This window comes from Nonomuraea sp. NPDC026600 (assembly GCF_040638335.1).
GTDB lineage: Bacteria > Actinomycetota > Actinomycetes > Streptosporangiales > Streptosporangiaceae > Nonomuraea.
This window is the reverse complement of sequence record NZ_JBEZYD010000063.1, coordinates 1-23,526: the sequence shown is the minus strand read 5'-3', so window position 1 is coordinate 23,526 and position 23,526 is coordinate 1. Positions and strand designations below refer to the sequence as shown.

Annotated in this window: 22 protein-coding genes and 2 pseudogenes; 10 read left to right on the top strand and 14 right to left on the bottom strand. The window is 67.7% G+C overall.

What is annotated here, in order from left to right:
* From AB0F17_RS62815 to AB0F17_RS62800, 4 genes are read right to left on the bottom strand one after another with little or no spacing between them, the layout of a single operon-like run.
* On the bottom strand, positions 1-909 hold the full coding sequence (locus AB0F17_RS62815) for a glycerophosphodiester phosphodiesterase family protein (protein WP_358046021.1): 909 nt from the start codon (positions 907-909) through the stop codon (positions 1-3).
* Positions 906-2,609 (bottom strand): ABC transporter permease subunit, encoded by a 1,704-nt coding sequence (locus AB0F17_RS62810; protein WP_358046019.1) that lies wholly within the window; start codon positions 2,607-2,609, stop codon positions 906-908. The genes AB0F17_RS62815 and AB0F17_RS62810 overlap by 4 nt, the downstream gene beginning before the upstream one ends.
* On the bottom strand, positions 2,609-3,616 hold the full coding sequence (locus AB0F17_RS62805) for an ABC transporter ATP-binding protein (RefSeq protein ID WP_358046016.1): 1,008 nt from the start codon (positions 3,614-3,616) through the stop codon (positions 2,609-2,611). The genes AB0F17_RS62810 and AB0F17_RS62805 overlap by 1 nt, the downstream gene beginning before the upstream one ends.
* Positions 3,613-4,677, bottom strand: coding sequence for an extracellular solute-binding protein (locus AB0F17_RS62800; protein ID WP_358046013.1), 1,065 nt, complete (start codon positions 4,675-4,677; stop codon positions 3,613-3,615). Before AB0F17_RS62800 ends, AB0F17_RS62805 begins: the two co-directional genes overlap by 4 nt.
* A 405-nt stretch (positions 4,678-5,082) precedes the next feature.
* Between AB0F17_RS62800 and AB0F17_RS62795 the strand changes: the two genes are divergently transcribed.
* Both AB0F17_RS62795 and AB0F17_RS62790 read left to right on the top strand, forming a co-directional pair.
* Positions 5,083-7,545, top strand: a complete 2,463-nt coding sequence (locus AB0F17_RS62795; protein WP_358046010.1) for a hypothetical protein — start codon at positions 5,083-5,085, stop codon at positions 7,543-7,545.
* Between the two features lie 77 nt (positions 7,546-7,622).
* Positions 7,623-8,564: a C39 family peptidase gene (locus AB0F17_RS62790; protein WP_358046007.1), complete on the top strand. Its 942-nt coding sequence runs from the start codon at positions 7,623-7,625 to the stop codon at positions 8,562-8,564.
* Positions 8,565-8,623: 59 nt separating this feature from the next.
* On the opposite strand, the gene AB0F17_RS62785 is transcribed toward AB0F17_RS62790, so the two are convergent.
* Positions 8,624-9,913, bottom strand: a complete 1,290-nt coding sequence (locus AB0F17_RS62785; protein ID WP_358046004.1) for a dicarboxylate/amino acid:cation symporter — start codon at positions 9,911-9,913, stop codon at positions 8,624-8,626.
* 94 nt (positions 9,914-10,007) lie between these two features.
* Positions 10,008-10,190 carry a putative leader peptide gene (locus tag AB0F17_RS62780; RefSeq protein ID WP_358046001.1) on the bottom strand — a complete coding sequence of 61 codons (183 nt, stop codon included), beginning with the start codon at positions 10,188-10,190 and terminating at the stop codon, positions 10,008-10,010.
* Between the two features lie 22 nt (positions 10,191-10,212).
* Here AB0F17_RS62780 and AB0F17_RS62775 point away from each other — a divergent pair, with 22 nt between their 5' ends.
* Positions 10,213-10,989, top strand: a complete 777-nt coding sequence (locus AB0F17_RS62775; RefSeq protein ID WP_358045998.1) for a peptide deformylase — start codon at positions 10,213-10,215, stop codon at positions 10,987-10,989.
* A gap of 94 nt (positions 10,990-11,083) precedes the next feature.
* Here the strand turns inward: AB0F17_RS62775 and AB0F17_RS62770 are convergent, their stop codons facing one another.
* Positions 11,084-12,313 carry a hypothetical protein gene (locus AB0F17_RS62770; protein ID WP_358045995.1) on the bottom strand — a complete coding sequence of 410 codons (1,230 nt, stop codon included), beginning with the start codon at positions 12,311-12,313 and terminating at the stop codon, positions 11,084-11,086.
* Positions 12,314-12,658: 345 nt separating this feature from the next.
* Between AB0F17_RS62770 and AB0F17_RS62765 the strand changes: the two genes are divergently transcribed.
* The 3 genes from AB0F17_RS62765 (at position 12,659) to AB0F17_RS62755 (ending at position 15,371) form a co-directional block, all read left to right on the top strand.
* Complete coding sequence (locus tag AB0F17_RS62765; RefSeq protein WP_358045992.1) at positions 12,659-13,939, top strand: cytochrome P450; 1,281 nt, start codon at positions 12,659-12,661, stop codon at positions 13,937-13,939.
* A 43-nt stretch (positions 13,940-13,982) separates the two neighbouring features.
* On the top strand, positions 13,983-14,630 hold the full coding sequence (locus tag AB0F17_RS62760; RefSeq protein ID WP_358045990.1) for an HNH endonuclease family protein: 648 nt from the start codon (positions 13,983-13,985) through the stop codon (positions 14,628-14,630).
* A gap of 219 nt (positions 14,631-14,849) precedes the next feature.
* Positions 14,850-15,371, top strand: a complete 522-nt coding sequence (locus tag AB0F17_RS62755; protein WP_358045987.1) for a hypothetical protein — start codon at positions 14,850-14,852, stop codon at positions 15,369-15,371.
* A 98-nt stretch (positions 15,372-15,469) separates the two neighbouring features.
* Here AB0F17_RS62755 and AB0F17_RS62750 read toward each other — a convergent pair whose 3' ends face one another.
* The 3 genes from AB0F17_RS62750 to AB0F17_RS62740 are packed head-to-tail and all read right to left on the bottom strand — an operon-like array spanning position 15,470 to position 17,556.
* Positions 15,470-16,741 (bottom strand): cytochrome P450, encoded by a 1,272-nt coding sequence (locus tag AB0F17_RS62750; protein ID WP_358045984.1) that lies wholly within the window; start codon positions 16,739-16,741, stop codon positions 15,470-15,472.
* A 9-nt stretch (positions 16,742-16,750) separates the two neighbouring features.
* On the bottom strand, positions 16,751-16,942 hold the full coding sequence (locus AB0F17_RS62745; protein WP_358045981.1) for a ferredoxin: 192 nt from the start codon (positions 16,940-16,942) through the stop codon (positions 16,751-16,753).
* Complete coding sequence (locus tag AB0F17_RS62740; protein ID WP_358045978.1) at positions 16,939-17,556, bottom strand: helix-turn-helix domain-containing protein; 618 nt, start codon at positions 17,554-17,556, stop codon at positions 16,939-16,941. Before AB0F17_RS62740 ends, AB0F17_RS62745 begins: the two co-directional genes overlap by 4 nt.
* Before the next feature lie 177 nt (positions 17,557-17,733).
* Here AB0F17_RS62740 and AB0F17_RS62735 point away from each other — a divergent pair.
* From AB0F17_RS62735 to AB0F17_RS62725, 3 genes and pseudogenes are all read left to right on the top strand, one after another.
* Positions 17,734-18,165: pseudogene (locus AB0F17_RS62735) on the top strand (TniQ family protein); the annotation flags it as partial.
* A 171-nt stretch (positions 18,166-18,336) separates the two neighbouring features.
* Entirely contained in the window at positions 18,337-18,819 is a 483-nt protein-coding gene (locus AB0F17_RS62730) for a hypothetical protein (RefSeq protein ID WP_358045975.1), read from the top strand.
* A gap of 153 nt (positions 18,820-18,972) precedes the next feature.
* Positions 18,973-19,257 (top strand): hypothetical protein, encoded by a 285-nt coding sequence (locus AB0F17_RS62725; RefSeq protein ID WP_358045973.1) that lies wholly within the window; start codon positions 18,973-18,975, stop codon positions 19,255-19,257.
* A 388-nt stretch (positions 19,258-19,645) separates the two neighbouring features.
* Here the strand turns inward: AB0F17_RS62725 and AB0F17_RS62720 are convergent, their stop codons facing one another.
* Complete coding sequence (locus AB0F17_RS62720) at positions 19,646-19,975, bottom strand: hypothetical protein (protein ID WP_358045971.1); 330 nt, start codon at positions 19,973-19,975, stop codon at positions 19,646-19,648.
* Positions 19,976-20,809: 834 nt separating this feature from the next.
* On the opposite strand from AB0F17_RS62720, the gene AB0F17_RS62715 reads away from it, so the two are divergent.
* A complete protein-coding gene (locus AB0F17_RS62715) occupies positions 20,810-22,099 on the top strand; it encodes an FAD-dependent monooxygenase (protein WP_358045968.1) in 1,290 nt (429 codons plus the stop codon).
* A gap of 492 nt (positions 22,100-22,591) precedes the next feature.
* On the opposite strand, the gene AB0F17_RS62710 is transcribed toward AB0F17_RS62715, so the two are convergent.
* The 3 genes and pseudogenes from AB0F17_RS62710 to AB0F17_RS62700 all read right to left on the bottom strand — a co-directional run.
* Positions 22,592-22,729 carry a hypothetical protein gene (locus AB0F17_RS62710; protein WP_358045965.1) on the bottom strand — a complete coding sequence of 46 codons (138 nt, stop codon included), beginning with the start codon at positions 22,727-22,729 and terminating at the stop codon, positions 22,592-22,594.
* Positions 22,730-22,791: 62 nt separating this feature from the next.
* On the bottom strand, positions 22,792-22,968 hold the full coding sequence (locus AB0F17_RS62705; RefSeq protein ID WP_358045962.1) for a hypothetical protein: 177 nt from the start codon (positions 22,966-22,968) through the stop codon (positions 22,792-22,794).
* Positions 22,969-23,263: 295 nt separating this feature from the next.
* Positions 23,264-23,422 (bottom strand): annotated as a pseudogene (locus tag AB0F17_RS62700) (S-4TM family putative pore-forming effector); the annotation flags it as partial.
* Positions 23,423-23,526 lie beyond the last annotated feature (104 nt).

Sequence of the window (23,526 nt, the reverse complement as noted above, 5' to 3'; positions counted from 1 at the left end):
CTATCGGCGCAGGTGCACACGAGGCGCGATCCCGGTCGTTTCCTGGCGGTACCGGCACAAGAGGCCAGGCCAGTCGGTCTGGATGATGTCCGCACCGTGCGCGATCAGCCATCCCCAGCCGTCGGCCGGATCGCCGAGGACCGAGGTGTGGTCGTCGCGGCCGTGGAAGAGCGGGACGCCGTCGGACAGGTTGATCGCGTTCAGCAGGCACGCCAGACCGGCGCCGTGCAACTCGTCGATCAGCTCGGGCTGGGCGAGCTCGTCCGTCACGCTTTTCGCCAGCAGTTCGACGCCGACCAGGTTCAGGTCGGGATCATGGAGCACGGCGTCGATGTCCGCGCGGGTCCGCACCATCGGAACGAACGGGTACTTGACCGGATGCCGTCGCAATGTGTCGAGCCACACCTCCTCCACCGGGCTCTTGAAGACCAGCTGTCCCGCCAGGTCGAACCGATCGACGAACGGCAGCAGGCGATCCCAGTACCACCACGACCGGTCCACGTTGAACAGCACGTCGCCGCCGAAGCGCTCAAGTACGTCGGCCAACTCGCTCACCCCGGCGTCGCCGCGCACCCATCGGTACCGCAGCGCGCGGATCTCCGCGGTGGAGAGCGCCCGGATGTCGACGTCGCGATCGAAGGCCTGCCGCTCCAGGCCGTCGTGGAAGAGGAAGAAGTCCCCGTCGGTCGATTCCACGATGTCGATCTCGACCATGTCGGCCCCCTCGACCAGGGCGGTTTCGACCGCCTCGGCGGTGTTCTCCGGGATGTTCCCCAGCCCGGTGCCCCGGTGTACGGCGATCAGCGGAGTACGCTCCGTCAATGCCTGGTTGAGCAGCGCGTTGATCTCCTTGTACTGCGGCCGGCCGAACAAGTGATACCCCCTGGTCGTAGTGATTGACTGGCTCATGCTCGACTCCTCCGGACCTGGCTGTTGCGGCCGTAGACGAACCACATCGCGACCGTGCAGACGAGCATGAGCAGTACGGCGTACACGAAGGTCAGTCCGATGGCGTCGGCGTTGCCCTGGTTCTGGGTGGCGTTCTGGATGGTGATGCCGAGCGGCTGATAGAGCGGGTGGGCGAGGAACACGGCGAGGTCGTAGTCGTCAAGCAAACTGGTGAAGTTCAGGGCCGTGACGGCCGCTGCCACGGGGAGGACCAAAGGCAGCAAGACGCGTAGATAGGTGCGCATCCGGCCTGCGCCGAGGATGGACGCGGCTTCCTCCAGTGAGTCGGGGATCCCGGCGTACGCGGCCTTCATCAGCCGCAGGGTGAACGGGATCTTGGCCGTGATGTAGCCGATCGCCAGGAGACCGACCGTGCCGGTCAGGACGATGCCGCCGATGATCGGCCGCGGTGCCGAGTAGGTGATGACGAGCCCGAGTGCGAGCAGTGTGCTGGGCAGGACCCACGGGATGTGCAGCAGGTACTCGATCGCGATCGTCACGGGATTCACGAACTTCTGCAGCACCCGCGCCACGAACAACATCATCGCGATGACGACGATCGCGGTCACGGTCGCATAGCCGATGCTCACGACGAAGGGCCAGTACGCCGTGGCGTCGGTGAGCACCCGCTGATAGTTGGCCAAGGTGAAACCGGCCAGGCTCAGCCGCCCCGTCGAGATGGTCGCCGCATCCGTGAACGAGAAGAGCACGATCAGCAGCGGCGGTACGGCATACGCCGCGAACAACACGTAGGCACAGGCGTGCACGACCGCGTTCGCGACCGGATGGGTGATGCGCTGCTTGCGCAAGGTCGCCGGGACCTTCGAGACCGAGAAGTAGGTCCCGCCCGCCTCCAGCCTGTTGAGGGTGGTGAGCAGCACCAGCGTCGCCACACCGAGGATCAGCGCGAGTGTCGCCGCGAGGTCCCGCGAGCTGGGGATCCCGGCGAAGGTCAGGATCATCGGTGTGATCGTCTGGAACTCCCGGCCGCCCAGCACCTGCGGCGCCGAGAACGCGGCCAGCCCGCCCAGGAAGGTCAGCGTCGTGACCGCGAACAGCGTCGGCCTGAGCACCGGCAACACGACCTGCCGCAGAATTCGCCAGGGCGAGGCGCCGAGTTGCTGGGCGGCTTCGATGGTCTGCTGGTCGATCCGGGCCAGCGCGGCGGACAGGAAGAGCAGATGATGACCGGTGCCGGTCAACGTCATCACCACGACGACCGCGAGCATCCCGGAAAACCACCCCGGGTCCGCACCGGGAAACACCGACAGCAGGATGCGCGTGATGAGCCCGCCCTCGCCGTACACGGACTTGTAGCCCGAGACGGCGACGACACCGCCGTACACCAGCGTCGTCGCGTAGCCCAGCCAGAGCAGGCGGGCACCGCGTACGGCGAGGTAGCGGGTCACCAGGACGACGAACACGCCGACGACGTTGACGGTCACCGACAGGACGAGCGCCAGCAGGAAGCTGTTGCGCAGCGAGTCGACGGCACGCTGCGAGGACCACAGCCGCTCGAACGCGCGGGTGCTGAATGAGCCACCGGGGAAGAAGATCTCGTGCAGCGTGACGACATTCGGATAGATCAGGAACGCCGCGATGAACCACAGCAGCGCCGCCGCGGCCACCAGGAACCACGGCGAGCGAACCCGGCCTCTCATCAGGCCGCTCCCGGATACTGCAGAACCGACTCCGGGTCGATGACGACGTCGACCTGGTCACCCGCGTCGAGCCGGCCGTCGCTCCGCATCACCTGCAGCACGTCGTGCTCCGTGCGTACCCGGTACATCGTGTGCGCCCCGTGGAACGCGCGGGCGGTGACGGTACCGGGGAGGGAGACTCCCGCTCCCGCCCGGTCGAGACCGATCTTCTCGATCCGCAGGTACGAGGCCTTGCCGGGGTCGAGCCGATCGGCACCCCGCGCGGCAAGCTCCTTCACCAGCTCGGCGCTGAGCTTGTTCACCTGACCGATGAAGGTGCAGACGAACTCGGTCGCCGATTGCTGATAGATCTCCTCGGGCGATCCCACCTGCTCGATCCGGCCGTGGTCGAGCACCGCGATCCGGTCACTCATCGACAAGGCCTCCTCCTGGTCGTGAGTGACGTACACCGTCGTGATGCCGAACCGGGTCTGCAGGTCCTTCAGCTGGCCTCGGAGCTGCTGGCGAAGCTTGGCGTCCAGGTTGGACAGTGGTTCGTCCAGCAGCAGCACCTTGGGCCGCATGATCAGCGCCCGGGCGATCGCGACCCGTTGCTGCTGCCCGCCGGACAGTTCAGCGACGCCTTTGGCCAGCTGCGCGTCGGAGAGGTCGACCTGCTCCGCGATCTCGGCGACGCGGCGGTCGACTTCTCCCTGCGGGTGTTTCCGGGCCCGTAGGCCGAAGGCGATGTTGTCACGGACGCTCATGCTCGGGAAGAGCGCGTAGTTCTGGAACACCATGCCGATCTCCCGCTTGCCGCTCGGCACGTGGGTCACGGTGCGCCCGTCGACCAGCACGTCGCCGGCTGCCGGTTCGACGAACCCGGCCAGTACGCGCAGCGCGGTGGTCTTGCCGCAGCCCGAGGGCCCCAGCAGGGTGAAGAACTCTCCTGCCTCGATCCGGAGCGAGAACGACGGCAGCGCCTCGAAGTCGCCGAACCGTACGGTGACGTCGTCGAAGGTGATCATTTGCTGAGGTACTCGAGTTCGATCTTCTCGACCCACTGGTCGAGGTGCTGGGTGACGAACGTCCAGTCGATCGCCTGGGCGGTGAAGGAGTCGGTGATCCGGACCGCGTCCGCATCGGCCTTCGAGACCGCGGCCTTGTTCGTCGGGGCAGTGAAGAACTTCTTCGACCACGCGGCCTGGACGTCGGCATTGCCGAACCAGTCAATGAACTTCTTCGCCGCGTCGGCCTTCTTCGTTCCGGCGACGAGTCCCACCTGCTGGACCGTCATCGGGACACCGATCTTGGGATGCGCGGCCTCGGTCTGGATCTTGTACTGCTGCTCTCGGGTGGCCTTACCGGCCAGCCACATCTGACCGGCGTCGACCTTCCCGGCCGCCATCTGCGCGTACAGGTCGGTGCCGGTGACAGCCGGTACACCGTGGGCGAAGTAGGCCTTCACCGCATCCCAGCCGGCTTGGCTGACGCCGAGGTCGCCACTGTCGTCGCGGTACCGGCTGAGGATCCCGGCCAGCACCGTCTGCGCGGTCGCGCCACCGAGCGCGCTGGGTACTTCGTAGCGCTTGTCGAACTGCGGCTTCGTCCACAAGTCCGGCCAGTCCGTCGGCTGCTGAGCCGGGGCGAGCGACTTCTTGTGGACCAGCATCACCGGCTCGCGCACGATCGGCCAGAACTGCTTCCCGTCCGCGTCACCCAGGGCGATGTCGACCTCACTGGACCAGGCAGGGGTGTAGCTCTGCAGGACGCCGGCGGCCTTCAGCTTCCCGAAGTACACGCTGTTGAGGCCGAACGTGACGTCGGCGATCGGGTTGCTCTTCTCGGCGAGCAGCCGGTTCTGAATATCACCGCCACCGAGGTCGACGAACTGCACGGTGAAACCGGCCTTCGCCGCCTCCGCCTTCAGCCAGTCGCCGCGGCCGTCGGAGACCGAATTGCTGTAGATGACCAAGCTGTCCGTGCCGGTCGAGCCGGCCGCCGTACTGGTCGAGACCGGCGAGGAGCAACCGCTGGCGACCAGCGCGCCGGCGAGCGCGACCACCACGGTCGCAAGAGTCTTCCGCATCGTTTCGTCCGTTCCGCCCCGCAGCGCAGGGTCGTGGTGAGCATGCATGTACGCGCGTTCATTCGGCGTCGTAGGCGAGACTGCACTCCGCCAATGAACGCGCGTACATAGAAGAAAGTCCGCTGGATGGCCGGTCGGTGACCGAGTACCGCCGAGTCGATCCCGTCGGCGTACGTCCGGGTTGACGATTCCGGCCGGCTCAGAGCTTGAGGCCGGGTCGCGGGAGCTGACGCGTGCAGGGCATTGACGGGCTCACGCTCATGCGGTTACGGTCGGGACCGTAATCGAGCACAAACGAACACACCGTGGAGGTGGCGCTGTGCAGATTCCCGAGGAGGGCCCCTTAGCGTGGCGGATCCGACCGCACGCTCGACGGCGGCCCGCCCGCAGGAGAGGCGGAGTCGCATGAGGCGCGGGGCGGTGGCGGCGGCGTTCCTCGTGACGCTGCTCGCGGTGCCGTTCGCGCCGGCGTCCGCGGCCGACCTGCGGATCGCCAACGGAGGCTTCGACGATGGACTCACCGGCTGGAGCGGCTCGCACAGCCCCGGCGGCGTCGACGCCGTGGCGTGGGACGGCCGCACCACCGCGCGCGTCACCGACACCGACCCGGCTGCCGCCTACGGCAGGGAGAGCCTGCCCGGTCTGCCCGCCGCGGCGGGGACGCGCTACACCCTGAACGCCGTGGTCTGGGCCGACAACGGCACCGCCCAGCTGTACCTGCGCTTCAGGGACGCCTCCGGCAAGCTTCTGGCCGGCGGCGCGAACGCGTCGGTGACGGGCCGGCGCTGGAACCGCGTCACGGCCTCGGGAGTCGCGCCCACCGGCACGGCCACGGTCTCGGCCCTCATCTACTCGGGGGTGGCCGACGTGGGCACCGCCTACTGGGACGAGGTGCTGATCACCAAGGACGTGACCGATCTGGGCGTACAGATCGAGAGCAGTGTGCCCAACGCCACCACGTTCGCGGGCGGAAGCGCGTACGCCCTCTACACCGGCACCGCCGACGCCAACCCGCAGCTCGCCGTGATCGACGTGGCCACCGAGAAGGTGACGCGGAAGATCACCATTCCCGACTCGGCGGACACGCCCACCGTGGGCGGCTGGGCGGCGGCCACGGCCACCGACGGCAGTGTCTACCTGGGCACCTATCCCAACTCCAAGCTCTACCGGCACGTCCCCGGCCAGTCCACGGTCACCGACCTCGGGCGGGCGGAAGGCGGTTACTCGTTCATCTGGGACCTGGAGCCGGGAGCGGGCGGGAAGGTGTACGGCGGCACCTACAACGACGGCCGCTACTTCAAGTACGACAACGGCGCCTTCACCACGATCGGCAGCGTGCCCATCGTGAGCGGCGCGCAGTACGTGCGCAGCCTCGCCCACGACCCGGCCGCCAACGCCACGTACCTGGGCACCGGCACGAACGCCGCGCTGATCAGGTTCGACAACGTCACAGGGCGGGTGGACAGCCTGCTTCCGGCGGCCTACGCGCACAACTCCATGGTGGGCGGGCTCACCTGGACGGGGGGCAGGCTGTTCGCCTGGATCGACCGTACGCTGCTCGTCCTGCGCGTCGTCCGCAACACCGACGGCTCGTACGCCGCCGCCACCGACGCCGCGATCGACGACGTGGACCTGCACCACTCGCCGGCCCGCGACGGCAAGGTGTGGTTCATCAAGGACGGCCTGCTGCACTCCTACGACGTGGGCACCGGATCCGTGCAGGCGACCTCCGTCCGGCCCGGACTCGACGTCACCGGGTACACCTGGTCCGACGGCACCCTGGTCGGCCTCGGCGCGGCCTCGGACGGCACCAGGATCTTCAAGTACGACACCGCGAACGGCAACTGGACCAGCAGAGTCGTCGCCGGCACCCCCGTCCTGCCCGCCGCGATCAACGCGCTCGGCGCGGGACCCGACGGCCGCGTCTACACCGGCGGCTACCTGACCGGCGGCACCGGGATCTACGACCCGCTGCGGGGCGACGGCGACGACGGCCGGCCGGACACGAAGACCCTCAACGGGCTCAGCCAGACCGACAGCCTGCTGGCGCACAACGGCCTGCTCTACATCGGCGCCTATCCCTCGGCCAAGCTCTACAGCTACGACCCCGCGGGCCCCTGGCCGCCCACGCTCAGGTACACCGGCGGCGAGGCGGGCGACAAAGCCGACGACTGCGAGCCGGGCAACGGGCCGCCGCCGCAGGACCGGCCGTACGCGCTCGCCGGTGGGCCGGACGGCACCGTCTACATGGGCACGGTGCCGAAGTACGGCAAGCGCAGCGGCGCCCTGACCATATGGAAGGAGGGCACGGCCGGGCGGACGCTCTGCGTGGTGCCCGACCAGTCCGTCGTCTCGCTGGCCTACGCGGGCGGAAAGCTGTTCGGCGGCACCTCCACGCGCGGCGCCCTGGGCGTCGACCCTGTCTACGCGCCGGGAGCGTCGGCCACGCTGTTCTCCTTCGACCCGGCCACCGGTGCCGTGCGCCCGTATCCGCTCCCGTTGACCGCGCCCAAGGCCATCACGGCCCTCACCGAGGTGGACGGCGACCTCTGGGGCCTGGCGGGCGGCTCGCTGTTCACCCTCGATCCTGCACTGCCCGAGGCGATCACGGCGACGCGGCTGTTCCCCGACCCCGACTACGCCGCCAAGTCCAGCCTGGCCTGGCGTGACGGGGAGTTGCTGACCGTGGCCCAGGATCCCGGCCATGTGTACGGCACTGCCGGCGACCAGATCTTCAAGATCGACAAGTCGACCAAGGCGCTGACCGTACTGCTGACGGTCTCAGGGGCGGAGGGGCTGACGGCCGACGGCTTCGGCAACCTCTACTACAAGATCAACGAGCGGCTGTACCGGCTCGCCATCCATTAGCCCTGAATATTTCGGCCTGAACCGATATATGAGGAAGCATGCCCGTGCAAAGACTTATCAGAGCGCTACTCACGATCATGATGGGAACGGCACTCGCGGTCATCACCGTCCCGGCGCTCCCCGCGCAGGCGGGAATCTGGCACGAATACCCGACCACGTGGAACACGACCTGCAGCGAGACCCGCGTCCACAACGGCACCGCCTACCAGGTGTGCCTCGAGTTCAACGCCAACCGCACCCAGGTTCGCGCCGTCGCCTTCATCAATCCAGGCGCGTACACCAACTTCCAGGTCAACCTGCGCCTCTGGTTCGGCGGGGGCGGCCCGGACATCGCCGACTCGTGCCCGACGATGACCACGAACGCCAGCAGGGCGTGCTACACCGCGTTCACCGACCTCAGGCGCCCTTATGTCGTGACCGAGGCCACGTTCGGCATCGCCGGGACGTGGCAGCTCCCGGTCCGGGCCCTGGACATGAGACTGTCCGCCAAGCAGCAGGAGCGCTCCAACTGGTGCGGCCCGGGCGCCGTGCAGACCACGCTCGCCACCATCGGCATCTCGGCGCCGCCGCAGTCGGAGCTGGCCGACAAGCTGCAGACGGGCGAGACGCTGTTCGGCGCCACCATGCCGGGCAGGATCCCCGCCGTCATCAACTCCTACATCCCGGCCTCCGACTGGCAGTACAAGTGGGAGGAGATAGCGGTCTCCAACGGCCAGATGTATGAGGCGGGCATCAACCGGATCGTCACCTCCCTGTCGCGCGGCAGACCGGTGATGGTCCTCGTGATCCCGGGCAAACTGCCGTGGTGGAACAGCTCTACGCCCACCCTCCGGCACTATGTGACCATCACCGGTTACGGCGGTGTGGTCCACGCCGACGGCTCCGTCCATCCCACGACGTTCAAGGTCGCCGACCCGGCGGACGCCAGTGAGCACTCCATCGACGTGGACAAGCTCCTGCTGGACAACGCCAACCTCGCGTGGAACGGCATCGACTCCGCCGTCATCGTGAGAACCTGACCTCCGGCTGGAACACGAACAGACGGGGCGGCCCTTACGTGGGCCGCCCCGTCCGCCGGTCAGGCGATCGCCGGTTCGCCGGCGCGGCGCGGCGCGCTGGCCGGAGCCTCGTCGAGCGGCTGCGGCGGAGCGTTGAGCACCGCCTCGTCGATCCGGCCCTCGCCGCGGGCGACGAGGATCGGCACCACGATCTGCCCCGCGACGTTGGTCGCGGTGCGGATCATGTCGAGGATCGGGTCGATGGCCAGCAGCAGGCCGACGCCCTCCAGCGGCAGGCCCAGCGTGCTCAGCGTCAGCGTGAGCATGACGATCGCCCCGGTCAGACCGGCCGTCGCGGCCGAGCCGACGACGGAGACGAACGCGATGAGCAGGTACTCGCCGACGCCCAGCGGGACGTTGAACACCTGCGCCACGAAGATCGCCGCCAGCGCCGGGTAGATCGAGGCGCAACCGTCCATCTTGGTGGTCGCACCGAACGGCACGGCGAAGGAGGCGTAGTCGCGGTCGACTCCCAGACGCTCGATCGTCACCTTCTGCGTCAGCGGCAGTGTGCCGACCGAGGAGCGCGAGACGAAGGCCAGCTCGATCGCGGGCCAGGCGTTGCGGAAGAACGTGATCGGGTTGACCTTGCCGACCAGCCAGAGCAGCGTCGGGTAGACGGCCAGCAGGACGATGAAGCAGCCGATGTAGACACCGAGGCCGAACTTGGCCAGCGGCGCGAGCAGGTCCCATCCGTACGTGGCGACCGACTTGCCGATCAGGCCGGCGGTCCCGAGGGGCGCCAGGCGGATGACCCACCACAGCGCCTTCTGGACCAGTTCGAGGATCGAGCGGCTGAAGGTGAGGAACGGCTCGGCCTTCTCGCCGATCGCGATGGCCGCCGCGCCGAGGACGATCCCCAGGAAGACGATCTGGAGGACGTTGAGCTCGGTGAAGGCCGTGACGATGTTCATCGGGATGATGCCGGTGACGAAGTCGACCCACGATCCGACGTGCTCGGGCGCCTTCACGCCCGCCGTGCTCAGGGTGACGCCCTGACCGGGGTTGATGATCAGGCCGAGGCCGATGCCGACGATGACGGCGATCAGCCCGGTGGCCAGGAACCAGAACAGCGTCTTGCCCGCCAACCGGGCCGCGCCGTTGACGTTGCGGAGGTTGGCGACGCTGACCACAACGGCGGTGAACACCAGCGGCGGCACTGCCAGCTTGAGCAACTGGACGAAGGTTGATCCGACTTGGGTCAGGGTGGTGGCCAGCCAGGCGAGGTCCCAGATGCGGGCGGCGAAGCCGAGGGCCACACCCACGACCAAGCCCAGCAGCAACTGCAGGGAGAAAGAGAATCTCTTCACGATGAGGAAGGCTCCGAAAAACGGCATGCCTGATAGGGCATGCGAAAACGGGGTGGTAAGGGGTCGAGGGATCGAGCGCTACGTCAGAACGCGATCAGCGACAGATGGACCCGGTCAGACGGCAGAGATCGATGTGCAGCCGCTCAACCAGCCACACCGACAGGACGGAAAACCTCACAAGGTGTGTAAGTCGTACGAATGGTGCAGCATTCCGACTATAAGAGTGATCTACTTCATAAATCAAGATCCTCCCGATCGGGAATGGGGGTAGGGTCATCGGGCTGAGGACCGCGACCTGGGTGGCTGATGGTGCGGCGGTCCCGGAGGGCTGCACGCGGGTGCCGGTCCAGGCGCTGCGCTTCGGCACGCGCGTGCTCTACCGTCTGCTGAGCGACTACCGACCGAAAGGACCCCTTGGGCATGGAACACGACGGCCTGCGCGCAGGCGCACCGGGACACCCCCGATGAGCGGCGGCGAGGAGCTGGCCGAGCGGGTGCACGCCCTGCTGGCGGCGCCCCGGCCCTGGTCCGTCACCCAGGTCGGCGACCCCGTGCTGCGCCGCACGACCGAGCCGTACGACGGCCAGCTCCCCGACGGCCTGCTGCGCGAGCTGCTCGACGCGATGTTCCGGCACCTGCCGGGCGTCGGGGTAGGGCTCGCCGCGCCGCAGATCGGCATCCCGCTGGCGCTGGCCGTCATCGAGGACCCCGCCGACGTGCCGCCGGAGATCGCCACGGCGCGGGAGCGCGTCCCCCAGCCGCCGCTGGAACTCGTCAACCCCGTCGTCACTCCCCTGGAGTCCCGGTACCACGCGTTCTACGAGGGGTGCCTGAGCGTCGAAGGGCTGACCGCCGTCGTCCCCCGCCACGCGCGGGTCCGGCTGTCGGCCCTCGACGGCGGCGGGCGCGGGTACGACGTGGAGCTGTCCGGCTGGCCGGCCCGGATCGCCCAGCACGAGACCGACCACCTGAACGGCGTCCTGTACCTCGATCGGGCCGAACCGCGCTCGCTGTCGACCGTCGGCAACTATGAGCGCTTCTGGACTCCGCCGCAGGCCGAGCGCCCCCCGGGCTGACGGCCTGGCTGGTGAATCGGCCGGCGGCGCACACCACGAGCACGCGCCGCCCGGCGACGTCGAAACGGGTCGTCACGAAGGCGTCTCCGGGTGCTTACCTCTTCGGGCGGAAGTAGTGCCCGACCATGTAGGCGGTGACCTGACCGCCGATCTTCGCGCCCTGGACGTCGGCCGTGCGGGTATGGATGCCGCCCCAGACCCGGGCGTTGACGACCTCGGCGAGCGCCTGCGAGAAACCGCGGAAGTGCCGGGTGGTGCCCGAGTCGGCACTGTACCCGCTGAAGGAGATGTCGTCCCGGCCGAAGAAGTACGCCAACGCCGACATGCTCGCGGCGGTGAAACAGGCATGTCCGGACGTGAAGTCGGGGTGCGGCGGCGTCACGAGCAACGGCATCCAGGTGGGGTCGGCCACCGTATCCGGGTTGCCGTCGGTGTCGGCAAGCTGGATCGCGGTGACCGGCCGCCAGAAGCTCCACGCCGCCTTCTCGTTGAAGCAGGCGGTCGTGGCATCGGCTTCGGCCAGATCCACCATCGCGAACATCCGCGCCGTCTGAAGCGTGTTCAGTCGCTGCGTCGTCGCAAGCTGGCGCTTGATCTCCCATTCGACCAGATGCCGGTCATGCCACCAGATCGCGGCTTGTGTCTGGTCGGCCGTCCTGAGGGTGCTGGTCGCCGAGCCGATCGTCTTGACCTCGTTGAAGTCCCGGGCGTACCGGCGGCTGGTGAGCGATGGCGGGCCGGACGTGCGGAACATGGACGCGCTGGGAATGAGGAACGGTTTGACGTAACCGACCCATCCTCCGTCGGAGGCGAAGGCGGGCGGCGCCGGCCGCCACTGACCGGGCTGGGTGCCGACGGTCCAGGTCTGGCTGCCGAACGCCCCGTCGTTCTCCCGCGCGGCGATCATCGCATCGGCCGCCTGAGTGCCCACGGTGATCCCGCGCCGCTTCGCGGCGCCATCGGGAATCGCGGCCAGCGACTCGTCGTACTGCGCCGTCAGCCTCTCCCGCTGAGCCGGGAACAGCGCGTCCAGCACGCGGAAGGCCGCGGTCGCGACGGCCGCGTTCGTCGACTCGGTTCCCTTGGCGGCCGGTGCGATCAGGTACGGCTGGTAGGGGGTGCCGGCGATCGCGTTCACCGCGTCGTAAACGGCTCCGTGCACCATCGCGAAGCTGCGCGCCTGGACTTGCGGCTGCTGACCGGCGATGTCCCAGATCGCTGTCTGGGCGTTGCCGTCCCAGACGATGACGGCGTTGGCGGGGTTGCGCGAATCCGAAGCGTACGCGGATGACGGGCCGAGTCCCGCCGGCGACCCGGCGACCACTCCTGCGACGGCTAACCAAACGACCGTGCGTCGTAAGCATGATTTCAGCACTGACGCAAAGTACTATGCGGGCCGCAGCCGCTACAGGGCCGTGCAGTCAAAAGGTTGATAACGACATAGCCGAAAACAGCCCCCACCGATACAAGGACCGAGCGCGGCCATCTGGCCATTGACCAGGCGAAAAACGTGATTCATAGTCACGTTATCCGGTTCGATCAGTGAGGACGGTGAGAAAGCCATGCGACTGCTGCGTCAGGTGGCTGCCCGCTTTGTCGGCAAGGGACGAGTCAGCGGCCGATACATCTACTGGCCCTACCACCACGGCAAATAAACAGCCCCCGCCAGTTGGACACAGCACGCCCGCCAGGGCCTCGCGGCCACTGGCTGCTGGGCAACGTCGTCGCGTACGACAAGGACCGCATTTCCTTTCTCCGCCGCCACCATCGTGAATACGGCGACGTGTTCTCCTTCGACGACCGGGTCGTCTTCACCATCGACCCGCAGCTCACCCACCAGGTTCTGACCGCCACCAATCACGACTACGTCACGGAGCTGACGCCGTTCGCCGGCTCGTCGGCGCTGCACGCGGCCGGCGAGATGATCAACCCGTGGATGCGGGCGCGCCGCGTGGTGCGCCCCGTTCTCGGTGATGCCGCGGTCTCGGGCCTGGACCGCCGGATCGTCGCGATTCTGGACGCCGTGCTCGACCGGACGGCGGGCCGAGACGTCGACGTGCTGCCGGTGATGCTGGACTTCGCCGGGCACGCCGTGGCCGAACTATGCCTGGGCGAGGACGCGGCGGGCATCCCCGAGCTGCTCTTGGCCGGCCACGCGGCGTTGCTGCCGTTCGAGGACGCCGGCTACCAGGTCCCCGCGTGGGTTCCGTTGCCACGCAACCGTCGGTTCGTCCGCGTCCACCGCCGCACGGTGGAGACGCTGACCCGGCTGGTCTCCGCCAGACGCGCCGAGCCCGTCGGGCGACCACACCGCGACCTGCTCGACGTACTGCTCAGCGCGCATCCGGCGATGACCGACAAGTCGGTGACCACCACGTTGTGGAGCATCCTGGTCGGCGGGCACGGCATTCCCGCCGCGGCGTTGACCTCCATCGTCCGCGAACTCGCGATGCGCCCGCGCCTGGCCGCCGACCTCGCGGACGAGGCCGGCCCGCTGGCCGGGGTCGAGCCATACGCGCGTCTTCCGCTGGCCGAGGCCGTGGTCAAGGAGACCCTCCGGCTGTCTCCTCCGGCCTGGATGATGACCAGGGTCGCGTGCACGGCCGTCACGCTCGGCGGGTGGCGGTTGCGGCCCGGGGACGAGGTGTTGTGCACCCCGTACCTGATCCACCGCGACCCTCGCTGGTGGTCTCAACCGGACGAGTTCGACCCGGCTCGATGGGAGACGGCGCGGCCGGCGCCGGGCACGTACCTGCCGTTCGGCTCCGGCTCTCGCTACTGCCTCGGCGCCGCGGTGGCGATGCGCCAGCTCACCCTCGCCACCTCCCGGATCGCCCAGCGCTTTCACGTACACGCGCCGAACGCGGTCGCCGCGGAACCCGAGTTCTGCGGGCGCCTCGCACCGGCGGGGCTGCGCGCCGAGTTCCGCTCAGTCCCGGTCGAACGTTGAATATCACCGCCATCGGCGGGGAGTGACTGGTATGGCTGGAACCATGATCTTCTCGAGGCGGACGGTCCAAGTCGCCGCACTCACCCTCCTGACCATCCCGATCGCCGCTCCCCCACAGGCGGCCGCCGACACCGGCAAGCGGACACAGACCGATGCCGGGGCGGTCGCCCGCAGGATGCTGGCCCAGCTGAAAGTCGCCAGGCCCCTGTCGATCCGCGGTTACAGCCACCGGCGCTTCCAGCCCCGATGGGCACACCACAGGGGCAGGTGCGGAACACGAGAAGTGGTCTTGGCCCGCGACGGGCGACACGTGCGCAGGAACGCGGCCTGCCATCCGGTCAAGGGCGTCTGGTACAGCCCGTACGACGGCAAGCGGCTGAAGAGCGAAAAGCAGGTCGACGTCGACCATGTCGTACCACTGTCGTATGCCTGGCGCTCCGGCGCCGCCAAATGGAGCCAGGCGCGACGGCGCGCCTTCGCCAACGACCTCACCCGCCCCGAACTGATTGTGGTCAGCCATTCCGTCAACATCGCCAAGGGCGGCCAGGGGCCGCAGAGCTGGCGTCCGCCGCGCCGCGGCTATTGGTGCCGGTACGCCACCTCATGGATCACCGTGAAGCATCACTACCGGCTCTTCGTGACGCGGAAGGAGAAGGTGAGCTTGCTCAACATGCTCCGCACCTGCCGATGACGGTGATTCTTTCAACCGGCACGAAGAAAGCGCGGACCAGAAAGAAGTGACGGACATCACACGCTCCTCATGTATCTAATTGATCCCGCAAAATGTCCAGGCACTCGTTCACGTCTCATATCCGTCGCTTTACGCGGTGAAAGCGTTGACGCCAATGCATTCTTCAGGGGTGAAAGGGCCGCGGAAGGGCCGCGCCCAAGAACCCGAAGGAAAACAGTTATGCGTAGCACGACAACTCGCCGGCGACTGCTGGGCCTCGGCGCCGCCGCGATCGCCACCGGAGCCATCCTCGCCGGTCCGGCCGGCCCCGCCCAGGCGGCCACCTCGGATGTCGAGGTCAAGCTGACCTTGTGCGTGGTCGATCTGGTCACTCCCCGGATCGATTGCAAGGTGGACGCGCGGGTGCCGGTCACGGTGCCGGAGAATGCGCTGTTCGCCCGGAACTTCGCGACGACTTTCCAGCCTTCGGGGAGCCCGCTGGAGGCCACGTACAAGGTGCGGGTCACCAGAGCCGCGGCCGGAGGGCCCGTGATCGCGCAGGCGACCCAGGTCCTCCTGCGCAACAAGGTGACCTCCCAGCAGCTCGGCACCACGGCCGGGCCGCAGGTCCAGCTCCAGCCCAACCTGCTGGCCAACAGCAGCACGACCGTGGTCGACACGGTCAATTTCCCCCCTGGCACTCCCAGCTCACAGGCCAATAACGCGACCGGCAACTTCAAGGTCACCTGGCACGCGAGCTGAGCATCGCCGCCACCACGATCCAGGCCCCGTTCCTTTCTGGGAGCGGGGCCTGATTGTCTGGGGCTCTCCAGGCGGTGACGCAAGCCACCCGCCCGCGGTCAGCCGATGCGGATCGGGAGGGTACGCGGTCCGCGGACCTGGCCCGTGGCCCAGGTCACGGCCGCCGGGTCGGCCAGGCCGAAGTCCGGGATCCGCTCCAGCCAGACCTCGAGGGCGACCCGCAGCTCCATGCGCGCCAGATGCGAGCCCACGCAGCGGTGGATGCCCAGCCCGAACGCGACGTGCCGGTTCACCTCACGGTCGATGACGACTTCATCCGCCCGTTCGAACTGCGCGGGATCGCGATTGGCCGCCGGGAATGACAGCAGGATCCAGTCGTCGGCCTTCATGTCGCCACCGCGCCAATGCATGTCCTCCTTGACCAGCCGCGCCATCGTGACCGGGGCGTAGGCCCGGAGGAACTCCTCCATCGCGGTCGGCAGCAGGTCAGGCTCGGCGACCAGGCGCTCGCGGTCGGCGGGAGTCTTGGCCAGGTGCCACAGCGACGCGCCGATCGCGCTCCACGTCGTGTCGATACCGGCGATGAGCAGCAGCGCCATCGTGCCCGCCACGTGGGACGGATCCAGCTTGTGGCCACCGAGTTCGGCGTTGATCAGATAGGTGGTGAGGTCGTCACGCGGATGGTCGATGTGGTCGCGGATCTGCGTGAGCAGGTAGTCGAACAGCTTCTGCGCCCGGGCGAGACGTTCCTCCGGCGGCAGGTTGACCCCTTCGAGGGCGTTCTCGATGAACACCCGGAAACGCGCCCCGTCCTCGGGCGGAAAGCCGAGCATCTCGGCGATGACCCGCATCGGGATGTGCTGGGCATAGTCACGCGCGGCGTCGACGACGTCCTGCCCCTCCAGCGCGTCGATCAGCGTGTGGCAGAACGCCCTGGTGGCCGCCTCCCGCTTGGCGACCGCGGACTTGGTGAACGCCGGCAGCAGCAACTTGCGCGCGTGGTGGTGGAAGGGCGGATCTGAGGAGATCGGCGGCGTACCCCCCACGGGCGCCATCTCGGGGGGCGGGCGGAAGTTGCTCATGATGATCGCCCGGGACGAGAAGTGCTCGGTGTCGTAGGCGATGGCCGCGACGTCCTCGTAGCGGGTCGGCAGCCACCCGCCGCCGAACCGCTCGGTGTGCGCGATCGGGCAGCGCTCCCGCAACTCGTCCTGGATGGGGTACGGGTCGGCCGCCCATTCGGGCTCGGCGTGGGAGAAGTCGGTCGCCCAGTCCGAGACCGGGCCGGTGATGATCTCGTTGCGGGCACCATGGGACCGCTCTTCCAGCGTCTCCCGGTAGTCCTGGCTGAAGCGGTCGTCGACGGTCATGCGAGCCTCCTAGAGGATCTCGATCGCTCGTTCGGGACAGTTGGACACCGCCAGGCGCGCCGCGCGCTCCTTGTCCGGCGGCACGACGCCTTCGCCGACGACCTGCCCGTAGCCTTCGTCGTCCTCGCCGAACAGTTCGGGGGCGAGGTCGTAGCAGCGACCGTGCCCCTGGCATCGCTCGGGGCTGATCCGCACTTTCACTGTGGTGCTCCCCTTTGTGCTGTGGTCTCGGTGGGCGCGAGAGCAGCGACGACACGGGTGAGCAACGCGGTCCATTCCTCGTCGTTCACCGCGTGCAGATCCGGGCTGATGAGCGCGCTGCCCATCGCGATCAGGAGGCAGAAGTGGGCGAGCGCGTCGGGCGACAGCGCGGGGTCGAGCTCGCCACTGCTCTCGCCGACGCCCACGAGCCCGGCGAGCCAGTCCGCGCGCTCGCCGACATAGTCACGCATCGGCTGGGCGACCTCCTCGTCGCGGCGGGCCGCGACCAACGCCTCGACGATGAGATAACCGCAGGCTTCGCGACGGCGAGGCAGCCGGCGTCCGACGGCGACGAGCAGCTCCGCGATCGACCGGTCGGGGTCGGCGGCGAACAGATCCGCCATCAAACGAGGCCCGTGCGCGCGCAGCGCGGCCACCATCAGCTCGGCCTTCGAGCCGAAGTGCGCGTACAACGCGCCGTTGCTCACCCCCGCGGCCGCGGCGATGTCGGCTACGCGCGTGCCTTCGTACCCGCGCTCGGCGAACACCTCGGCGGCGGCTTGCAGCAGCCGTACTCGCGTCTCAGCGGCGGTGACGCCAGCGATACGCCCCATAGATGAATTAAAAGACCATTCATTTGATTCGTCAACGGCCAGTGCCTGCCTGAGATGTCTGGCGGTCTTGAAGACGACAGTCCGTCACGGCAACTGGAAGCGGACATGGAAGCGCGCAATCGAAGTTGGCAGTAGCGGCGTGTACGGCAGGAGGTTCGGCCCGGGAATGGTGGCGGTCTGGCCCCGGCGGCTGGCGTTGGTGGTGGCACCGGCGAGTCGTTCGCGTCGTGGGTTGATCGGATGGCCCTGCGAAACGGATGTCCACCGTGGGCGATGGTCGAGGCGTTAGGGCTGGATGTACGCGCGTCGAGTGACGTCCGTTCACTGGCGTACGGCGTCGTCACGATGCCGGAGACGTGCAGGGCGATCGAGGCTGCTACAGGCGTGAGCTCCAAGCTCGTGCGTGGGATGCACCTGGAGGTGTTCGACGGCTCAGTCCTGGATCTGGCAGGCGTCCGCGTGGGCGATAAGGAGTCAGTCCGCCGGGCTGAGGGCCGTGAGTGGGTGCAGTTCTTCGGCAGCCGGGTATGCCCGACGTGTCTTGCGGCTTCGGGCGGAGTGTGGCTGGTCTGGTGGAAGCTGGGCTGGGCCGCAGTTTGTCCCGCGCATCGGACGCTGCTGGTGGATCTCTGCCCGAGATGCCGCGTTTCCGTGCGACGAGGTCCGGCTGGCCAGCCTGCGCGTCTTTCTCGCTCACGGATGCCGGCTCCGTTGCGGTGCGGCGCGCTCCTCAGCGGGACCGTATGCGATCAGCCGATCCCGCAGATCAGCACGAGCGCGGTGAGTAACAAACTCGCTGATCAGCAACAACTCGTGCTTGAGGTGGCGATGCACCGCCGGCCGGCGCTGATCGCCGGTCAGGTGGTGAGTGCCGGTCAGTGGTTCGCGGTCTTGAAAGCGACGGCGATGCTGGTCAGGCTTGGGGTGCCGGAGGTTCTCCCTCTGTTGGATGTGACTCTGGATGGTCAGGGCGCGCTGGCCGCAGAGGTTGGTGGACAGCGGTGGAATCGGGCGGGGCCTGTGGGCCGCTTCGGGATGGCTCCGCGGACGGCGTTGGTAGCTGCGGGACTGCTGGCGGTGGCTTTGGAGGTGGCCGCGGCGGAAGAGGAGTCGGAGCTGGTGGCCCGGTTGATACCGCTGGCCGCCGCCGGGCGGATGAGATGGAAGGAGCGGCGGCCAGATCTGTTGACGCATGTGGCTCTGCCATCGGTCTTTAGAGCAGCCTTGGATGCCGTGCTCGGTGGGCAAGCTCGCCGGCAGTGAGTGGGCCAACGGGGGTGGCCTGACCTTGGCGCGGAAAGTGAGGACGAAGTCGACCATGGGGCGCTAACGTGACCTTCGTCACACGATTCTGCTCCGCGTGCTGACGTTCTGGATGAATGCGAGCAGCCGCTTCTTATGGTCTCGGGAGGCGTGATGAAGGCTGCCGACCTGCAGTTACGCAGCGTTCAGGTTCGCTTTCTGCATCCGGACGGGCAGGAAGAGCAGCTTCCGCTGGAAGTTGCTGCCGAGGTGGCGTTCGAGAACTGCGGCGCGATCCGGCGGATCCCGCACCGAGCTGATCAGGCGCACACGCCGAGCACGCACTGGTCCTCCACGACGAACCGGATGATCGAGTGTGAGTCGTATCTGGAGAGCGTCTGGATGACGATGCTGGACTTCGACCCCGAGGTGACCGGCTTCTCCGGTCACGCTGATTAGATGGCGTTCTCAATGACAGCGCCCAGGTCGTTCACAGGCTCCACTGTCAACTTGGTCGACGCCAGACAGATGGTGTCCGACGCCGTTCGAGTTGGCAGTACGGCGAATACAACCGGCAGCCGCCTCGGAGGTGACCGCCACGGAGAGCGCGTCGGAGTTGGCGGACTGGCCTCTCATCCCGTCTCGTTGATCATGGCGTGCGCCTCTCACCTTGACCTGGTGGTACGCCAAGTCATCGAGCTTGGATACGTGATGTCATCAGCGTGCCGGAGACGGGGCCGGTGCCGATGAGGCAGCCATCCAGCACGTCGGGGCGGGGGGTTCGCCCCCTTGGTGCCGGCCCGCCCGGACGACCACATCGCCGCCCACGCACCTCAAGCAGGAACCGCTACTCCTCCAGGTACCCGAGAGCCCCGCACAGGGAGTCCAGGTTGGCGGGGAGGGCGGTGATAAGCCCAGTGGGGTGCAGCACGAGAAATGCGCCGTTGTAGGTGTCGCCGTTGTAGGAGTAGAACCACATCGGCCCGTTGACGAAGGAGGGATACTCGATGATCAGCGGAATCCACTCGTCAGTGAGATTCATCGGCAAAGCCGGCCAGTTCTTGAGGTAGGCGAAGGCGTTCTGCCGCGACAGGGGAGTACGGACTACGAGAACTCGGCCGGGCGGGGTCGCACCGTCACCATCGATGATCTTCTCCTGCTCGTCCTGCATCGTCATCGCAAAATCTCCTGTTCTTGTCAGGAGCGCACACCTTGCACACCCCGAACTCCGAAATGTGACATTCCCACTACTAACAGCGACAAACGATGGATTCGCCCCAGGTCACAGCAGGTGATCGGGGCACAGCTTGGACGCGGGTTTCTGTCGGGCAGTGGGATGGAGTCCGGCGTTCGCGACGCGACGACGCCGTGCGACACGTGGCCCCGGTCGGCGTGCTCGGCAAGTGCCATGACGGCCTCTTCGAAGCCCCGGAGCCACAGCCTCGGCCCACGCACGCTCATGAAACTTGATCTTCGGCTGGATACTGCCAACTTCGATCACGCGGGCACGGGTATTTAGATACCCGTCGAAGTGACAGTGTCCAGGTCGAGAGCAGGTCCCGCTGTCACCTTCGCCGCGTCCAGACAACGTCAGTACGGCACGCGAGTTGTCAGTGAGCTTGGCAGCAGGGCCATCGGGATGTCAGTAGCGCGTGTACGGCTGTCCGTTCTCACTGGTCCTCAGCGTCTCACTGTGTTGCGCGCAGATCTGGCGAATTCTCAGGCGGCGGCCTAGCTGACGGCCTGGTTCGCCTGGTTTGCATCAGTCTGGGCTGATGTGAGCGTCATCGGAGTTGGCGTTTCTCATCAATGTCTGCCGAGGCCGAGGCGATCATGACCATGCCCGTCGCACGCACATGCCGAGTTCAGGGTGTTTGCGGGAGCGTGGACGCGATTTCGGTCGTGCCGATGAGTTTTGTGCGGATCCGTGGTCGATACGGCTGGACACACCGACAGCGGTGGGCCTGTGCTGGAAACGTGCCAGCGCGGGAGGAAGCACATGGAGGCAGTGATGAGCGTCGACGACTCCAAGCAGGAGCACACCATCCGGACTGGCGAGCAGGGGACGCGGGTGAGCGGTCCCAGGGTGTTGGTGGCGGGAGCGAGCATCGCGGGACCCGCGCTGGCCCACTGGCTGCGCCGGCGGGGGGCCGAGGTGACCGTGGTGGAGCTGGCTCCTGAGCTGCGTCCCGGCGGGCAGGCGGTGGACGCGCGCGGGGTCGCCAAGGAGGTCATCGGGCGCATGGGGCTGGACGCGGCGGTGCGCGCGGCGTGCACCGACACCGCCGGCGCGCACACCGTGGACGCGGACGGGCAAGTGCTGGCGACCTTCCGTGCCGACGACGACGGTGGCGACGGGTTCATCGCGGACATCGAGATCCTGCGCAGGGACCTGTCCCAGGTGCTCTACGACGACACCCGCGACGGCGTCGAGTACGTCTTCGGCGACCGAATCGCGGGGCTCGCCCAGGACGCGGACGGGGTCGACGTGGTCTTCGCGGGCGGCAACCGGCGGCGCTTCGACCTGGTGGTCGGGGCCGACGGGTTGCACTCGGCGCTGCGAGCGATGGTCTTCGGGCCGCATGAGCGGTTCCTGCGCCACCTCGGGCACGTGCTGGCCTTCTACAGTGTGCCCAACGAGTTCGGGCTGGACCGCTGGCTGCTCGAGCACCAGGACCAGGAGTCCGGGCGCTCTGCCCTCCTGCGGCCCATCCAGGACGCCACCCGGGCGATGGCCATGTTCTACTTCGCCTCGGCCGACTTCGACGTCGACTACCGTGACGTCGCGGCCCAGAAGGTCCTGCTGCGTGAGCGGATGGCGGGCCTGGGCTGGTTGACCCCGGACATCCTCGCGCACCTGGACGACACCCCGGACTTCTACCTCGACCAGGTCGCCCAGGTGGTGATGGACCGCTGGTCGAGTGGACGGGTGGGGCTGCTCGGGGACGCGGCGTTCAGCTCCTCGCCGATGTCGGGGCAGGGCACCGGGCTGGCGCTGGTCGGCGCCTACCTGCTGGCCGGAGAGCTGGCCGCCGCCGGATGGGACCCCGACGCCGGGTTCGCCCGCTACGAGGCGCGGATGCGCTCGTTCGTCGAGGCCAACCAGGAGATCGGCCGGTTGAACGCCCGCAGCCGCGACGTCCCCGGGCCAGACGCCGAGCCGCGCCCCGATTTCGCCGGCGAATGGTTCACCGAGCTGGTCGGGCGCGCGATCAACGGCATCGAGCTGCCCGACTACGCGGGGGTGCCGGACTCCGCAGCCCCGGCCGGATCGCCGATCACCTCGTCGGCCAAGCCGTAGGTGTCACATAACGTGTCGAGAGGGACCACGCTTCGGTGGGACACCAAACTGACAAGATCGATGAGATTCCACCGCGCAGGGTCTCAGCGGTTCTGTCACTTGCCTGGTCGGCGCTCACCGGAACTGACAAGACCATGGGGACATCAACCCTGTGACGTCCAAGCCCATTGATCCCCAGCTGGATTGCTCGCCCGTCTCGTCTCAAGGCAGTTGTCGGTGCGCAGCTCGCAGGACTTCCCCTACGCCCTGCCATGTGGATGAGCCGGTGGCGCTTCGGTCTGAAACACCTTGTGGTGTAGTGCGGGACAAGCCCGGCGGAGCGTGGCCGAAGGTCGAGGACGGTGGCCGTGGTGGTCAGTTCGAAGGCATGGAGGCGGCAGTAGTGGCGATCCGCCAGAACGAGCCCCTCTCCAGAGAGTTCTGCTCGACGTAGGCATAGCCAACGGCGCGGCAGAAGGCGTCGAGCGCCTCGAAGGCCTGGCGGGCGGCCTGCTAGTCGCCGATCGTGAGGTAAGCGTCGACGATGATCGTCTCGGGACCCATCTGGGTCGTGGCCGGCACAGGCATACCGTCGGCATCTCGCACCAGGTTGTCGGCAACGACCTCTGCGGCAACCTGGGAGATCAGCATCCACTGGTTGATGGCTCAGTGCCAGTCCCTTGGCGTGGATCCGCGCGGTGGCGCTGATCCCGTCACAGATCGGCAGCTTGATATCCATGATCATGATATCGGGAAGCCAACTGCCTGGCGAGGTAGACCGCGGTCTCGCCGTCGCCCGCCTGGTAGCCGTCGTCGGTGAGCATCTCGGCGAGGTCCAGCCGGATCAGGGGTTCGTCCTCGACGATGAGGATGTGCGGGGCCGCCTTCACATCGCACCTCCTGGGGCGTTCCGCCGGACGATATGCGTTCCGCCGTCCCCGTAAGGCCGCGCCCATAAGGACGAGCCCGTCAGGGGGACGGTAGCCATTGGCCACCGCCGGGCGCCCGCACCCACACGTCCGGCGCCCAATGACCGAACGGGCGGCGAGTGCACGTCAGGCATCGACGTTAAAGCCGGCCCTCGGTAGCGAGGCGTGCACGAATCCGAAGCTAATGATCACGAGCTGTGCTTGCTTGGCAGGCTCAGGTGCGGTGAGGGTGCGGGGGTGTGACTGCTTGCCTCCTTTAACCAGAGTCGGCAGCGTCGTCGAGGAGGGCTTGGGTGCCGGCGGCGGTGCTGGTCGAGGATCGTGTGCGGCGGAGACGGTAGAAGAAGCCGGGGACTCGTGGCCCGTCGCGGCGTAGCAGGAAGGCGGCGTCCTGGATCTGGCGACATTCCGTTAAAGGGAGGGATGTCGGCGTACTACTTGGAGTGCAGAGCTGAGTACGGGTAAACGTGCAGAGCTGTCAGCGCTGGTCGGTCGAGAGTGGTTCGGGTGGGTGGCGTA